Below are 14824 nucleotides of genomic sequence, written 5' to 3' on the forward strand. Positions count from 1 at the left end.
GCATCGCTTTCTGATAAGCTTTTGCGTAATTCTCAACATCGAATGGGGAACAAGATGCGGATTAAAGCCTTACTGGGTCTCTCGGCAGCGATGCTGCTGGCGGGTTGCAGCAGCACTCATGAACTGACCGCTGCGGGTCAGCAGATCAAGTTCACCGACAGCAAGCCGGCGGCGGAATGCCAGCTGCTGGGGGAAGTGACCGGCACCCAGAGCAACTGGCTGTCCGGCAACGGCGGTGAAGGCAGCTCCATGCGCGGTGCGGCCAACGATCTGCGCAACAAGGCGGCGGCCATGGGCGGCAACGTGATCTACGGCGCCAACAGCCCGAGCCAGAATCTGCTCTCCAGCTTCGCACCGCTGGACAGCAAAATGGTCGGCCAGGTTTACAAGTGCCCGTAAGGCGCTGAGGCCGCAGCCGCAAAGAGATAAAAAAAGAGGAATGCCATGGCATTCCTCTTTTTCGTTACGGCATTTGGCGCCCGTCATTCCGGCATCAGGCGCAGGTCGATCGGCGTTTTGCTCGGTTCGCCGCCCACTTCACGCGTCAGGCGCGGCACCAGATAACCGGACACCTTGCTCAGCAGCGCCTGCATGATGGCGCGCGCTTCATCGTCGTTGACCATGAAGTGCGCCGCGCCCTGCACCTTGTCCAGCACGTGGATGTAATAGGGCAGGATGCCGGCGTCGAACAGCGCGTTGCTGAGCGCCGCCAGCGTATCGGCGTCATCATTGACCTCGCGCAGCAGCACGCTTTGATTGAGCAGCGTGACGCCGGCGAGGCGCAGCTGGGCCATGGCGCTCTGCAGCTCGCGGTCGATTTCGTTGGCGTGGTTGATGTGCGTGACCATCAGCACCTGCAGGCGCGAGGCCGACAGCAGGCGGCACAGCGCCGGCGTGATGCGCGCCGGGATCACCACCGGCAAACGGGTGTGAATGCGCAGGCGTTTCAGGTGCGGGATGGCTTCCAGCTCGCCGACCAGCCATTCCAGCTCGCTGTCCTTGGCCATCAGCGGATCGCCGCCGGAAAAAATGATCTCGTCCAGTTCCGGGTGTTGGCGGATATAATCCAGTGCCTGCCGCCAGTTGTTCTTATTGCCCTGATTATCCTGATAGGGGAAGTGGCGGCGGAAGCAGTAACGGCAGTTTACCGCACAGCCGCCCTTGACCAGCAGCAGTGCGCGATTGCGGTATTTGTGCAGCAGGCCCGGCACCACGCTGCGCTGCTCATCGAGCGGATCGGTGGTGAACCCTGGGGCGTTGATGAACTCCTCTCTGGCGGTCAGCACCTGGCGCAGCAGCGGGTCGTTGGCATCCCCGGGGCGCATGCGCGCAGCGAAGGCGCGCGGCACGCGCAGGGCGAACAGCCGGCGGGCATCGCGCCCCTGCGGCAGTTCCGGGTGCGTATTCAGTGACAAAAGCTGCAGTAATTCATCAGGATCGGTAATAACATCGGCGAGTTGATGCAACCAATCTTCTCTATGTGCCGTACTTTGGGTTATAATGTGTGCCATTTTTTTGGCTAAGCTACCAGTTCAAATATTCAGAGGGCCATCATGGCGACTTATTCTAGCAACGATTTCCGTCCGGGTCTTAAAATCATGTTCGAGGGCGAACCTTACGCCGTCGAAGCCAGTGAGTTCGTTAAGCCGGGCAAAGGCCAGGCGTTTGCACGCGTGAAAATGCGTCGTCTGCTGACCGGCACCCGCGTGGAAAAAACCTTCAAGTCTACCGATTCTTGCGAAGGCGCAGACGTGATGGACACCAACATGAACTACCTGTACAGCGACGGTGAGTTCTACCACTTCATGCACCCTGAGTCTTTCGAACAGCATCAGGTTGACGGCAAAACCGTAGGCGACGCGGCCAAATGGCTGCAGGACAACGCAGAGTGCATCATCACCCTGTGGGATGGCCGTCCAATCGCCGTTCAGCCGCCGAACTTCATCGAAGCGGAAATCACCGATACCGATCCGGGCCTGAAAGGCGATACCGCAGGGACTGGCGGCAAGCCGGCTACCCTGAGCACCGGCGCCGTGGTTAAAGTGCCGTTGTTCGTCCAGATCGGCGAAGTGATCAAAGTTGACACTCGCTCTGGCGAATACGTCTCTCGCGTTAAATAAGTTTCAAAGCAGAGGAACCCCCGCGGTTCCTCTGTTTTATCCCATCCCCGTTCGTTGGCAGAAAACCCGCATGTTCAAGAAAACGTTGTTGGCCGTGCTCTCCCTGTTGTTCCTTTTCTCCCTTAGCGGTTGCAATACGTTTCGCGGTTTCGGCGAAGACGTTCAGCATCTCGGCGGCGCCATTTCCCGCACGGCCGGCTGATCCCGCCCTTTAACCCGATGTATTTGCGCCACAAAGCCAGTGGCAATTCCACTCCCTGCGCCAATTTTGACTAAGCTTAGAAAGCCGTACTTTTTCATCAACGACAAATAAGGACTTTCTTATGCTGAAGAAAAGTATTATCGCGATCTTCTCTTTGATGATTTTGACCTCGTTGACCGCCTGTAACACCACCCGCGGCGTGGGTGAGGACATTCAGGCCGGCGGCAAGGCCATTCAGCGCAGCGCGGAATAATCCGTTCTCCCTCCGGCGGCGTTCCGCGTGCGGAGGGCCGCCGCATTTCCTCCTCTTGCCTGAGCGTTAACGCTGCTGCTATCCTGCCGCAGAGCGGGTGAGGTTGCCCGCCGTTCATCACCCCGCTGAACGGGACGACCCGTTTACGCGTCATTTTTTCGGGGACGACCCCAGTGGTAGGGAGGCCGTCTCATGGCCTGGATTATTCTGCTTATCGCCGGTTTGCTCGAAGTGGTTTGGGCTATCGGTCTGAAATACACCCACGGTTTTACCCGGCTGACGCCGAGCATCATCACCATCGCCGCGATGGTGGTCAGCATGTTGCTGTTGGCCAACGCCATGAAAACGCTGCCCGCCGGTACCGCCTATGCGGTATGGACCGGTATAGGTGCGGTAGGTGCAGCCATCATGGGCATGGTGCTGTTGGGCGAGTCGACCAATATCGCGCGCATCATCAGCCTGTGCCTGATCGTGGTCGGCATTCTCGGGCTGAAGTTCAGCAGTCACTGAGCGGCGGACTGTTGCACCCAAATCAGCTTGTCGGTGGCGAAACCGTAGCCCTTGGCCGTCTGCAATAAGCTGTCGCGTACGCCGGCGTCAAGCGTCGGCGTGCGCGACAGGATCCACAGATAGTCGCGGTTTGGGCCGCAAACCAGTGCGTAGCGGTAGTCCGGGTCCAGGGCAATCACGTTATAGCCGCCGTAGAAGGGGCCGAAGAACGACACTTTCAGCGCCGCGACCTGCGGTGAGCCGATAAAGTAGGCTTTGCCTTCGCTTTCTTGCCATTGCTGTTTCTGCGGATTGAAGCCGCGATTGATGACTTTCAGTCCGCCGTCGGCGCGTGGGCTGTAGTGGGCGGTCACCTGCTGCAAACCGCGTTCAAAACGATGATCCAGGCGCGCGATTTCGTACCAGGTGCCGAGATAGCGCTGACTGTCGAAAGGGGTCACGACCTTGATGTCTTTGGGCGGGGAGACGCTGCAGGCGACGGAGAGCAGGGCGGAAAGCATGACGCTAAGGTTTGACCATAAACGCATCGGTGACTCCTGTTTACCGGGGGCGAGTAGACAGTGTAGCCGATGAGAAAAGGGCGGCCAACGGGCGTTGGCCGCCGAAGCGGTTTACAGGGTGACGACGCCGATAACGGTGACCACGCTGAGGATCGCCGCCAGACCGTAGAACACCCATTTGCCGGCCGGCACGTGGATCTTCAGATCGTGCATCGCATGGTGGATGCGGTGCAGGCCGCACCACAGCGGCAGGATGATCATCAGCAGCAGGAACAGGCGGCCGATCAGGCTCTGGCAGAATGCCAGCACGCGTTCGTAACCCAGTGCTTCACCGGGGAACAGCCCCAGCGGCAGCAGAATGCCGACCAGCAGCACGATGGCCGGTGCGACGATCGCGCCCCACATGCCGCCGGCACCGAACAATCCCCAAAAAACCGGCTCGTCGGAGCGTTTAGGTGCTTGATTTATCATGTTTCCTCCGGATTAGAACAGGGCCACGGCCAGGATGACCACGCTGACGACGATCGTGACGGCCCACAGCCCTTTCACGATGGGGCCCGGTCCCATTTTCTCGCTGTTGACCACGATATTGGCGGCCTTCGGCGCCAGATCGAACCAGGTTTTGGTGTGCAGCGCCGCCGCCAGCAGGGCGACGACGTTGATTAACAGCACCAGCGGATTCTGCAAGAAACCGACGAAACCGGCCCAGCTCTCGGCGCCGCCCTTCAGCGCGAACACGCCGTAGAGCAGCACGATGCTGAACCAGACCGCCAGCACCGAGGTGCCTTCGCGCAGCATGTAGAAACGGTAGAAGCCGAGCTTTTGCCACCAGGTGGGCGTCATGGTGCGCACATAGGGCTTACGTTGAGTTGTCATGGCAATTTTTCTCCCTTATTGCGGCTTCAGCATGGCGATCATGAAGTCTTTGGCGCTCTCCACCTTGCCCTGCTGGATAGCGGCGGCGGGATCGACGTGTTTCGGACAGACTTCGGAGCAATAGCCGACGAAGGTGCAGCTCCAGACACCGTTTTGGCCGTTAAGCTGCGGCATGCGCTGTTTCTTGCCGTGGTCGCGGTTGTCCAGGTTGTAGCGGTGCGCCAGCGTGATCGCCGCCGGGCCGATAAACTCGGGGTTGAGGCCGAACTGCGGGCATGCGGCGTAGCACAGGCCGCAGTTGATGCAGCCGGAGAACTGGTGGTATTTGGCCATCTGCGCCGGGGTCTGCACGTTCGGGCCGTCTTCCGGTTTGCGATTGTTGCCGATGATGTACGGCTTGATCGCCTCCAGGCTTTCGATGAAGTGGGTCATGTCGACCACCAGATCGCGCTCGATCGGGAAGTTGCCCAGCGCTTCGACCTTCATACCGCCGACGTAATCGCGCAGGAAGGTTTTGCACGCCAGCTTCGGCACGCGGTTGACCATCATGCCGCAGGAGCCGCAGATCGCCATGCGGCAAGACCAGCGGTAGGAGAGATCCGGCGCCAGGTTATCCTTGATATAGCCCAGCGCATCGAGCAGCGAGGTCTGTTCGTCATAAGGCACGGCGTAGGTGACAAAATGCGGCTCGGCGTCGCTTTCCGGGTTATAGCGCATGACGTCGATCTTCAGGGTTTGCATCTCAGCCATTTGCCTGCTCCTTATTCTTTTTCTCCTGCGCTTCGGCTTCTGCGCCGTAGACGCGTTTGGCCGGCGGCAGCTTGGTGATTTTCACGTCGCTGTATCCGAGACGTGGCGCGCCCTGCGGGTTATGGAACGCCAGCGTATGCTTGAGGAAGTTGACGTCGTCACGCTCGGTGCAGCCTTCGTCCAGGCGCTGGTGAGCGCCGCGCGACTCTTTGCGGTTAAACGCGGAGTGCGCCATGCATTCGGCGACGTCCAGGCCGTAGCCCAGCTCGATGGTGTACAGCAGATCGGTATTGAACACGCTGGAGTTGTCGGTGATGTTGACGCGCTTGAAGCGCTCTTTCAGCTCCGCCAGCTTATCGATGGTTTTTTGCATCAGCTCCGGCGTGCGGTAGATGCCGCAGCCTTCTTCCATCGACAGCCCCATTTCGTCGCGGATCTTCGCCCAGTTTTCGTTGCCTTCCTGCTTCATCAGGTTGCTCAGGCGGGTTTCGACGTCGCGGGTTTGCGCATCCAGCGCGCTGCCGTTGGCCGGCGCGGTTTCCAGCGCGCGGCGGGCCGCTTGCTCACCGGCGACGCGGCCGAACACCACCAGTTCCGCCAGCGAGTTGGAGCCGAGACGGTTGGCACCGTGCAGGCCGACGGAGGAGCATTCGCCGACCGCGAACAGCCCCTTGATGCGGGTTTCGCAGTTCTGGTCGGTTTCAATGCCGCCCATGGTGTAGTGCGCGGTAGGGCGCACCGGGATCGGATCTTTCACCGGGTCGACGCCGACGTAGGCTTTGGCCAGTTCGCAGATGAACGGCAGCCGCTCCAGCAGCTTTTTCTCGCCCAGGTGGCGCAGATCGAGGTAGACCACGTCGCCGCGTGGGGTGGCGATGGTGCGGCCGGCGCGCCATTCGTGCCAGAAGGCCTGGGACACCTTATCGCGTGGGCCCAGCTCCATGTATTTGTTCTTCGGCTCGCCCAGCGGGGTTTCCGGGCCCATGCCGTAATCTTGCAGATAACGGTAGCCGTCCTTGTTCACCAGGATGCCGCCTTCGCCGCGGCAGCCCTCGGTCATCAGGATGCCGGAACCGGGCAGGCCGGTCGGGTGATACTGCACGAACTCCATGTCGCGCAGCGGCACGCCGTGGTGGAACGCCATGCCCATGCCGTCGCCGGTAACGATGCCGCCGTTGGTGTTGTAGCGGTAGACGCGCCCGGCGCCGCCGGTAGCCATCACCACCGCGTTGGCGCGGATCTGCACGCGGGTGCCTTCCATCATGTTGAGCGCCACCAGGCCGCGCGCCTGGCCGTCATCCACCAGGATATCCAGCACGAAGTGCTCGTCGAAGCGTTGGATCTGCGGGTATTTCAGCGAGGTCTGGAACAGGGTGTGCAGCATGTGGAAGCCGGTCTTGTCGGCGGCGAACCAGGTGCGTTCGATCTTCATGCCGCCGAAGCGCCGCACGTTGACCGATCCGTCCGGTTTGCGGCTCCACGGGCAGCCCCACTGCTCGAGCTGGGTCATCTCGCGCGGGCACTGATGCACGAAGTGATCGACCACGTCCTGTTCACACAGCCAGTCGCCGCCGGCGACGGTGTCGTTGAAGTGGTAGTCGAAGGTATCGTGATCCTGGGTGACGGCGGCGGAGCCCCCCTCGGCGGCGACCGTGTGGCTGCGCATCGGGTAGACCTTAGAGATCAGCGCGATTTTCAGTTGGGGATTGGCTTCCGCTGCGGCTATTGCTGCACGTAAACCAGCGCCCCCGGCCCCAATAATGGCAAGATCGGCGTTAAAGGTTTGCACTGCATTCCTCCAATGTTCTTATTAAGAACGGCAAGTTAAATATCTATGCTTAAAATTTAGCGAACTCTTCGGGTGCTAACTAATTGAACCGATTAATGTTGCTTAAAGGTTAAGGATAGATATCTCCCACCAATAATGGGGAATTAACTATACCTAAAGTTAAGTAGTCGAAATTTGATGTGATCGATTGTTTTGTCGATTAACGCTCGACCAACAGGCTTGCCTGTTTTTTTGCGCGTTTGGCCTGCTTTACCCTTTTTAACGCGCTTTTGCCGCCCATTTATCGGAAATTGGCGTTATGGACGGTTGCGTATCGTGAAGAATTTGTTTGGCTGCGAGGATGCGAGTAGACTGCATCCCCTGTTTGATTTCGGAGTTAATTACCATGAGCGAAACGGCAAGCTGGCAGCCTAGTGCACCCATCGCCAATTTGTTGAAACGCGCAGCGATTCTGGCTGAGATCCGGCGTTTCTTCGCCGATCGTGGCGTGCTGGAAGTTGAGACGCCCACCATGAGCCAGGCGACGGTCACCGACGTTCACCTGTTCCCGTTCGAGACGCGTTTCGTCGGGCCGGGGGCGGCAGAGGGCCTGACGCTATACATGATGACCAGCCCGGAATATCACATGAAGCGCCTGTTGGCGGCGGGCAGCGGCCCGATCTACCAAATGGGGCGCAGCTTCCGCAATGAAGAAGCCGGGCGGCATCACAACCCGGAATTCACCATGCTGGAGTGGTACCGTCCGCACTACGACATGTATCGCCTGATGAACGAGGTGGACGATCTGCTGCAACAGGTGCTGGACTGCGAGAGCGCGGAGACCCTGTCTTATCAGCAGGCGTTCCTGCGCCATCTGGACATCGATCCGCTGTCGGCGGAGAAGGCACAGCTGCGCGAAGCGGCGGCCAAACTCGATCTGAGCAATATCGCCGATACTGAAGAAGATCGCGATACGTTGCTGCAGCTGCTGTTCACCGTGGGCGTGGAGCCGCATATCGGCCGTGAAAAACCGGCGTTCGTTTACCACTTCCCGGCCAGCCAGGCGGCGCTGGCGGAGATCAGCACCGAAGACCACCGCGTGGCGGAGCGTTTCGAGGTGTACTTCAAGGGCATTGAGCTGGCGAACGGTTTCCGCGAGCTGACCGACGGCCGTGAACAACAGCAGCGTTTCGAGCAGGACAACCGCAAGCGCGCGGAGCGCGGTCTGCCGCAGCAGCCGATCGACTACAACCTGTTGGCGGCGTTGCAGCACGGCATGCCGGAATGTTCCGGCGTGGCGCTGGGCGTGGATCGCCTGGTGATGCTGGCGCTGGGCGCCGAGAGCCTGAGCGACGTGTTGGCCTTCCCGGTTGGGATCGCCTGACGTTTCAGGCGGTGAGAAAAGCAAAAAGGGTCGGCATTTGCCGACCCTTTTTTATCGCGAGAACCGCTTACAGGCCCCCGGCGTCGCGCTTGGTGTTCGGCGCCGGCGTGGACGGCGGCGTGCGGCCGTTGTTGGTCAGCCGCGACAGCGTCTCGGTGCGCACCTGGAACGGTGGGTACGGCAGCGTGATGCCGTGCTCGCGGTAGCCCGCCAGGATCAGCTGGTGGATCTCGTGGCGCAGCGGCATACGGTGGCCCATCTCGGCAGCGTAAATACGCATCTCGAAGATCTGGATACCTTGCTGCAGATCGACCAGGTAAACCTCCGGCGCCGGATTATCCAGCACCAGCGCGCAGCGCTCGGCGGCATTCATCAGGATCTTGGTCACCTCTTCGCTGTTGGCTTCACCCGGCGCCGGTACGGTCAGCACCACACGGGTCAGGTTATCCGACAACGACCAGTTGACGAATTGCTCGGTGATGAAGGCTTTGTTCGGCACAATGATCTCTTTGCGGTCCCAGTCCGAGATGGTGGTGGCGCGGGTGTTGATCTTGGTGACGGTGCCGGTCAGGTTGCGGATCGTCACGGTGTCGCCGATGCGGATCGGTTTCTCGAACAGGATGATCAGGCCGGAGATGAAGTTGGAGAAGATCTCCTGCATGCCGAAGCCCAACCCCAGACTGAGCGCGGTAACTACCCACTGCAGTTTCGACCATTCGATGCCGATCCAGGCGAAGCTGAGCACCGCGCCGAACACCAGCAGCAGGTACTTGGTGATGGTGGTGATGGCGTAGCCGGTACCCGGCGTCAGATCCAGGTGCTGCAGCACCGCCAGCTCCAGCAGCGCCGGCAGGTTGCGCACCAGCTGCATGGTGATGATCAACACCAGAATGGCGATCAGGACCGCGCCGAGGGTGATCGGATGGGCGGTTTCCACGCCGTTCACCGTCGAGGTCACGTCCCACAGCGAGATGTTTTCCAGGAAGGCGAACGCGGAGTGGATCTCCGACCACAGTACGATCACCGACACCAGCGCGATCAGCGTCAGGATCGAACGCACCAGCCGCAGCGACTGGGCGCTGATGGTGTCCAGATCGAAGTCCGAATCGTCCGGATCGATGGATCCTTCGGTGCTGTTCGGGGTGTGCGAGGTTTCGTCTTCGCCGCGGGCACGCTGGGCCAGGATATCTGCACGGCGCTGTTTGGCGCGATCGAAGGCGATGCGCCGCCGCTGGATCAACATCCAACGGCGGATGATGTGGTAGACAACCAGCAGCAGGAACCAGATTGCCACCGAGGTCTCCAGGCGCGCCAACAGCGCCTGCGCGGTGGTGAGGTAACCGACGGTCGAGGCCAGCGCCGCTAACAGCGGTGCCGACAACAGCAGCCCCCAGAAGGCGCTGTTGAGCATGTTGTCGCCGGAGCCGTTTTTATCCAGATACAGCGGGATGCCGGCACGTTTCAGGCTGTGGGTGACCAGCGCCAGCGCCAGACACAGCAGGATGAAGCACAACCGCCCCAGGGTGTTGGCGAACTCGCGCTCTTTCAGGCTATCGAAGGTGATCAGCGCCATGATCAGCGGCACGATCAGCCAGATCGACATCTTGTAGTAGCGCATGGCGCGCGAAACCTGCTTCGCCGGCCAGCGGAAGTGCACGATGAACAACCCCTGCGGGTGGGCGAAGGCGGCGCAGATCATGCAGATCCACAGGATTGGCAGCGTGGCGGTTACCCCTTTGCCGATCGCTTCCGCCACCGGGTAGTTCCAGGCGCTCTGCAGGCCGTAGCCGAGCGCGGCCCACAGTACCGGCAGCGGCATCGCCACCAGAATCGACCAGAACACGGTGCGCACCGTCAGGAAGAATTCGTCCTGCGTCACCTTGCCGACGCGGCTGCTGGCGCGCTCGAGGAAGGCGTGGTAGTGCTTGCGTGAGCTGATGCTGAAAATCACCAGCAGCAGGGCGCCGAAGATTGGGATCAGCGTTTCGCGGCTGGTCACCATCATCATGAAGGCGCCGCCGAGCTGCGACAGCGTGTCCAACGACAGGACGCGCGTCAGATCGTGCGCCACGTTGAGCGGATAAGAGAAGTTGATCGGATTGACGTCCGGCACCCAGAACAGATAGCGGTGGGTGGCGTCGCGAATTTCGTTCAACGCTTCGATCAGCTGGGTGTTGGCCACCTTCAGCTTGGTCAGCTCGAGGATTTGGGTGTCGCAACCGGACAGCAGCGAGTTGAGCAGCTCGCGCTGGGTGCGCAGCTGGGCATCGACGATGCGTTGTTCCTGGTTGGTCAGCGCGCTGCCGTCGTCGCGTTTGAACTCGCGCTGCGACAGTTTTTCCAGCTGGCTTTCAAACTGCAGGCGCTGTACGCGCAGCTGGGCCATGTCGCCGTCCAGCTGTTGCGGTTTGGGCATTTCCGGCAGCGTCGCGACCTGGGCGCGCAGGGTTTCCCCCAGCGCCGACGACGAACCGAGCCACTGGGCCTGTTCGATGATGGTGCTCAGGGCCTGGCGCACCTGCAGCGTCTGCGCCGCCGCCTGCCGCTGCTGCGATGAAATCAGATCCATGCGCTGCGCCTGGCTGTTCAGCGCGGCGGACAGTTCGCGGTTGATCTGCAGCTGTTGGCTGAGGCTTTTTGGCAAGTCGCCGTTCTGCTCGGCCAGCTGCTCGGTTTTTTCCAGCGCCAGTTCCGCTTCGCGTTGGCGCTGGGCGTTGAGGTTGTTGCGCAGCGCCTGCAGCTGAACGTCTATTTTCTCGTGGCGCTTTTTATAGACCTCGGCGCGCATGCGCGCCAGCTCCTGACGGTTGTTGGCCGACAGCTGCGCCAGCTCCAGCTCGTCCACTTTGGCTTTGCGCGCCGCAGCTTCGGTCTGCAGCAGGGCCAGAGCGGCCTGCGCGTACGGGGTGGTCGGGTTGGCGGGCTGGGCCTGCAGACGGCGCTGCACTTCGGTCAGCGCGCGGCGGGCGTCGGTCTGCTGCTGTGGCAGCTGGCCGAGCGAATCGCTGATTTCCCGCGTGCGATCCTGCTCTTGCTGCAGCAGGCGCGCCTGTTCCAGCAGCAGGCTGCTGGTTTGCAGGATCTGCTGTTCCAGCTCGGCGGCCGGCAGATCGTCGCCGTTCGGCAGGATCTTGTTGCTTTCCAGCACCAGCTGACGGCGCAGCTCCTGCGTCATCTTCGGGAAATCGTCGATCACTCTCTGATACTGCTCGGAGCGAGTCTGCGACTCTTTACGCTCCGTCAGCCAGTTAAGGGCGCTTTGCAGCGCCTCGGTGGTCTCCGCCTGATTCGGCGCGTTTTTGCTGCTTTCCGCCTGCTTCAGCTCCTGTTTGAGCTGGTTTTCGGTCGGCACGGGGGCGGCCAGCGCCGGTTGCCACAGCAGGCAACCGAGCAAAAGCGTGATGATCAGGCGCACGGCGTCGATTCCTTTAGAGCGGGGTCTGTGGTGTTTCAGCGGCGGCCGGGATTTCGGCGAAGGCCTCACCCATGCGGGTGACGGTGCCGTTATGCAGCTGCGGCGCAAACTGCACGCTGCCTGCGGTAAACAGGTTGATCACCGTGGAGCCGAGTTTGAAACGGCCCATCTCGGCGCCTTTTTCCAGCGCGATGGCGCCTTCTTCACCGGCGGCCGGGTAGGTCCAGCGCTTGATGATGCCTTCGCGCGGCGGTGTGACGGTGCCGGCCCAGACGGTTTCGATGCTACCGACGATGGTGGCGCCGACCAAGATTTGCACCATCGGTCCGATGTCGGTGTCGAACACGCAGATCACGCGCTCGTTGCGCGCGAACAGGTTAGGCACGTTGGCGGCGGTGAGCGGGTTGACCGAAAACAGATCGCCCGGCACATAGATCATTTCACGCAGCACGCCGGCGCACGGCATGTGCACGCGGTGGTAATCGCGCGGCGCCAGATAGGTAGTGGCGAACAGGCCGTTGCGGAACGGCTCGGCCAACAGGTAGTTGCCGGCCAGCAGCGCTTCCAGGCTGTAGTGGTGGCCTTTGGCCTGGAAGATTTGATCCTCGCGGATCGGGCCGAGCTGGCTGATGGCGCCATCGGCAGGCAGCGCCAGCCAGTTGGCGTCGGCGATGATCGGGCGCGCGCCGTCGCGCAGCGGGCGCACGAAGAAGTCGTTGAAGGTGGCGTAAGACGCCAGGTCCGGATTTTGCGCTTCCTGCATGTCCACGCGGTAGAAGCGGGCGAAGGCCTTGACCACCAGTTGGGTCAGCCAGCCGGCCCGTTTGTCGGCGCCCCAGCCCGCCAGGCGGGTCAGCGCCAGCTTCGGCAGCCAATATTGCAATTTAATCTTGATGCTATCCAGCACGTTAACCTCGTGAATCAGGGTAAAGGGCGCGCATTGTAACGAGGGCTCCGCCGTCGTCAATGCCCGCCCGTCAGTGTCAGTCTGCGGCGTCCGTGAAGTTCTTGCGAACCTTCACCTGCGCCATGCTTTCCAGAATGCGGTGATAGTTGTCGAAACGCTCTTCCGCGATATCGCCTTTCTCCATCGCCGCGCGGATGGCGCAGCCGGGATCGGTATCGTGGCGGCAGTCGCGGAATTTGCAACCGCCTAAATAATCACGGAATTCGACAAATCCTCGGGTAATTTGTTCCGGTTCCAGGTGCCACAGGCCAAACTCGCGTACCCCCGGAGAGTCGATCACGTCGCCGCCGTGCTGGAAATGGTACAGCCGCGCGGCGGTGGTGGTATGTTGCCCGAGGCCCGATACGTCGGAAACCTGATTTACCAGAATTTGCTCTTCGGACGGCGGCAGCAGCGCGTTCAGCAGGCTGGATTTACCGACCCCCGATTGGCCGGCGAAGATGCTGATACGCCCGGCCAGCGCCTGTTCGAATTCCGCCATGCCTTCCCGCGTCTGGCTGGAGACTTCCAGCACCCGGTAGCCAATCTTGCGATAGATATCCATCATGCCGTCGACCAGCTTGCGCGCTTCGGCGTCCAGCAGGTCAATTTTGTTAAGCACGATCAGCGGCTCGACTTCGAGCGTTTCGCAGGCCACCAGATAGCGGTCGATGATGTTCAGCGACAGCTCGGGCAGGATTGCCGACACGATGACGATCTGATTGATATTGGCGGCGATCGGTTTCACGCCGTCGTAGAAGTCCGGGCGCGTCAGCACCGAGGTGCGCTCGTGCACCGCTTCCACGATGCCCTTCACCCCTTCATGGGTGCCCAGGCCGGGGCGCCACACCACGCGATCGCCGGTGACCAGCGAACGCAGCGTGCGGCGGATATTGCAGCGGTGCTGAGTGCCATCCGGCGCCTCAACGTCGGCGTGCATGCCGAAACGGCTGATGACGACGCCTTCCTGCGGCTCGCCCAGCTGGGAATCATCCGGTTCCGGTTTGTTATCAGCGCGCTTCAGACGGCGCTGATGGTTCGCCTGCACGCGGCGTTGCTGACCTTTGGACAGTTTGTTCTTACTCACTGCGCCTCACTTGAATCGGTTTTATACCTTTACGTATACGCACAGCTGCGGCGGGGGACTTGCCCCGGGCACAGCCTTGAACCCATCAGGGTATATGTCGCCGATGGCGACCAAAAAGACTATGATACACGCTATTTTATATTAAATAACCGTTGTTAGCCGCCGGCTGCGGCGCGTTGCCACCGGCGGCGCCCGTCGTCTCGCCCGCACAGCGTTTTTCTCTCGGCTTTTAGGCAGGAAACATCATGACAGGAAACGAAAATAACCTGATTTGGATCGATTTGGAGATGACCGGGCTGGATCCCGAGCGTGACCGCATTATCGAGATCGCCACGCTGGTCACCGACGCCAACCTGAACATCCTGGCGGAAGGGCCGGTGATCGCCGTGCACCAATCCGACGAACAGCTGGCCTTGATGGACGAGTGGAACGTGCGCACCCATACCGGCAGCGGGCTGGTGGAGCGGGTGAAAGCCAGCCGTCAGGACGATCGCGCTGCTGAGCTGGAAACGATAGCCTTCCTGCAGCAATGGGTACCGGCCGGCAAATCGCCGATCTGCGGCAACAGCGTGGGTCAGGACCGCCGTTTCCTGTTCCGCTATATGCCGGAGCTGGAGGCCTACTTCCATTACCGCTATCTGGACGTCAGCACGCTGAAGGAGTTGGCGCGCCGTTGGAAGCCGGAAATTCTCGCCGGCTTTAAGAAGCAGGGCACCCATCAGGCGCTGGACGACATCCGCGAATCGGTGGCCGAACTGGCTTATTACCGCGAACATTTCATTCAGCTTTAAGGCGATGATGGCCCCTGCGGGGAAAAAACGCCGTTTTTAGCCGCTTAATTCGCCAATCTGGCGCTTTAATCGGCAATCAAACAAAAATCGCGTTTTTTTGCTTTCAGGGGCTTGCGACAAAAAGGATTTCTCGTATAATGCGCACCCCGTACCGATGAAGAATTTCGTAACGTTCCACCATCGATACGCCGGGCGGGAATAGCTCAGTTGGTAGAGCACGAC

Annotated in this window: 16 protein-coding genes and 1 pseudogene; 7 read left to right on the forward strand and 10 right to left on the reverse strand. The window is 60.7% G+C overall.

All coding sequences use genetic code 11. The features are described from left to right. Positions 1 to 54 precede the first annotated feature (54 nt). Complete coding sequence (locus FUU19_RS01500; RefSeq protein WP_141971361.1) at positions 55 to 399, forward strand: DUF4156 domain-containing protein; 345 nt, start codon at positions 55 to 57, stop codon at positions 397 to 399. 83 nt (positions 400 to 482) lie between these two features. On the opposite strand, the gene epmB is transcribed toward FUU19_RS01500, so the two are convergent. Then, entirely contained in the window at positions 483 to 1511 is a 1029-nt protein-coding gene (gene epmB, locus FUU19_RS01505; protein ID WP_230491045.1) for an EF-P beta-lysylation protein EpmB, read from the reverse strand. Between the two features lie 42 nt (positions 1512 to 1553). Between epmB and efp the strand changes: the two genes are divergently transcribed. The 4 genes from efp to sugE all read left to right on the forward strand — a co-directional run bounded on the left by efp (position 1554) and on the right by sugE (position 3085). Then, positions 1554 to 2120 carry an elongation factor P gene (efp, locus tag FUU19_RS01510; RefSeq protein WP_004929666.1) on the forward strand — a complete coding sequence of 189 codons (567 nt, stop codon included), beginning with the start codon at positions 1554 to 1556 and terminating at the stop codon, positions 2118 to 2120. Between the two features lie 70 nt (positions 2121 to 2190). Then, a complete protein-coding gene (locus FUU19_RS01515) occupies positions 2191 to 2322 on the forward strand; it encodes an entericidin A/B family lipoprotein (RefSeq protein ID WP_049202118.1) in 132 nt (43 codons plus the stop codon). 121 nt (positions 2323 to 2443) lie between these two features. Next, the gene (locus tag FUU19_RS01520) at positions 2444 to 2575 is read left to right on the forward strand and encodes an entericidin A/B family lipoprotein (protein WP_033636766.1); all 132 of its coding nucleotides are present in this window, start codon (positions 2444 to 2446) and stop codon (positions 2573 to 2575) included. A gap of 192 nt (positions 2576 to 2767) precedes the next feature. Next, positions 2768 to 3085, forward strand: a complete 318-nt coding sequence (gene sugE / locus FUU19_RS01525; protein WP_004929669.1) for a quaternary ammonium compound efflux SMR transporter SugE — start codon at positions 2768 to 2770, stop codon at positions 3083 to 3085. On the opposite strand, the gene blc is transcribed toward sugE, so the two are convergent. From blc to frdA, 5 genes are all read right to left on the reverse strand, one after another. Beyond that, the gene (blc, locus tag FUU19_RS01530; protein WP_141971355.1) at positions 3079 to 3612 is read right to left on the reverse strand and encodes an outer membrane lipoprotein Blc; all 534 of its coding nucleotides are present in this window, start codon (positions 3610 to 3612) and stop codon (positions 3079 to 3081) included. The two genes, sugE and blc, sit on opposite strands and share 7 nt — an antisense overlap. A gap of 84 nt (positions 3613 to 3696) precedes the next feature. Continuing rightward, positions 3697 to 4056, reverse strand: a complete 360-nt coding sequence (gene frdD / locus FUU19_RS01535) for a fumarate reductase subunit FrdD (RefSeq protein WP_004929672.1) — start codon at positions 4054 to 4056, stop codon at positions 3697 to 3699. 12 nt (positions 4057 to 4068) lie between these two features. Next, positions 4069 to 4461, reverse strand: a complete 393-nt coding sequence (frdC, locus tag FUU19_RS01540; protein ID WP_025305010.1) for a fumarate reductase subunit FrdC — start codon at positions 4459 to 4461, stop codon at positions 4069 to 4071. A gap of 15 nt (positions 4462 to 4476) precedes the next feature. Then, the gene (locus FUU19_RS01545) at positions 4477 to 5211 is read right to left on the reverse strand and encodes a succinate dehydrogenase/fumarate reductase iron-sulfur subunit (RefSeq protein WP_108680078.1); all 735 of its coding nucleotides are present in this window, start codon (positions 5209 to 5211) and stop codon (positions 4477 to 4479) included. Continuing rightward, positions 5204 to 7000, reverse strand: a complete 1797-nt coding sequence (frdA, locus tag FUU19_RS01550) for a fumarate reductase (quinol) flavoprotein subunit (RefSeq protein ID WP_230491046.1) — start codon at positions 6998 to 7000, stop codon at positions 5204 to 5206. The genes FUU19_RS01545 and frdA overlap by 8 nt, the downstream gene beginning before the upstream one ends. A 385-nt stretch (positions 7001 to 7385) precedes the next feature. On the opposite strand from frdA, the gene epmA reads away from it, so the two are divergent. Continuing rightward, on the forward strand, positions 7386 to 8363 hold the full coding sequence (epmA, locus tag FUU19_RS01555) for an elongation factor P--(R)-beta-lysine ligase (RefSeq protein ID WP_004929681.1): 978 nt from the start codon (positions 7386 to 7388) through the stop codon (positions 8361 to 8363). Positions 8364 to 8430: 67 nt separating this feature from the next. Here the strand turns inward: epmA and mscM are convergent, their stop codons facing one another. From mscM to rsgA, 3 genes are all read right to left on the reverse strand, one after another. Further along, positions 8431 to 11778, reverse strand: coding sequence for a miniconductance mechanosensitive channel MscM (gene mscM / locus FUU19_RS01560; RefSeq protein WP_141971351.1), 3348 nt, complete (start codon positions 11776 to 11778; stop codon positions 8431 to 8433). A gap of 13 nt (positions 11779 to 11791) precedes the next feature. Next, positions 11792 to 12685, reverse strand: coding sequence for an archaetidylserine decarboxylase (gene asd, locus FUU19_RS01565; RefSeq protein ID WP_141971349.1), 894 nt, complete (start codon positions 12683 to 12685; stop codon positions 11792 to 11794). A 76-nt stretch (positions 12686 to 12761) separates the two neighbouring features. Then, positions 12762 to 13811 carry a small ribosomal subunit biogenesis GTPase RsgA gene (gene rsgA, locus FUU19_RS01570; protein ID WP_004929686.1) on the reverse strand — a complete coding sequence of 350 codons (1050 nt, stop codon included), beginning with the start codon at positions 13809 to 13811 and terminating at the stop codon, positions 12762 to 12764. Between the two features lie 245 nt (positions 13812 to 14056). Between rsgA and orn the strand changes: the two genes are divergently transcribed. Further along, positions 14057 to 14602 carry an oligoribonuclease gene (gene orn / locus FUU19_RS01575; RefSeq protein WP_033636776.1) on the forward strand — a complete coding sequence of 182 codons (546 nt, stop codon included), beginning with the start codon at positions 14057 to 14059 and terminating at the stop codon, positions 14600 to 14602. A 36-nt stretch (positions 14603 to 14638) separates the two neighbouring features. Here orn and FUU19_RS01580 read toward each other — a convergent pair. Further along, positions 14639 to 14824, reverse strand: a pseudogene (locus FUU19_RS01580) (hypothetical protein); the annotation flags it as partial.

This window comes from Serratia montpellierensis (assembly GCF_020858655.1).
Lineage (GTDB): Bacteria > Pseudomonadota > Gammaproteobacteria > Enterobacterales > Enterobacteriaceae > Serratia > Serratia montpellierensis.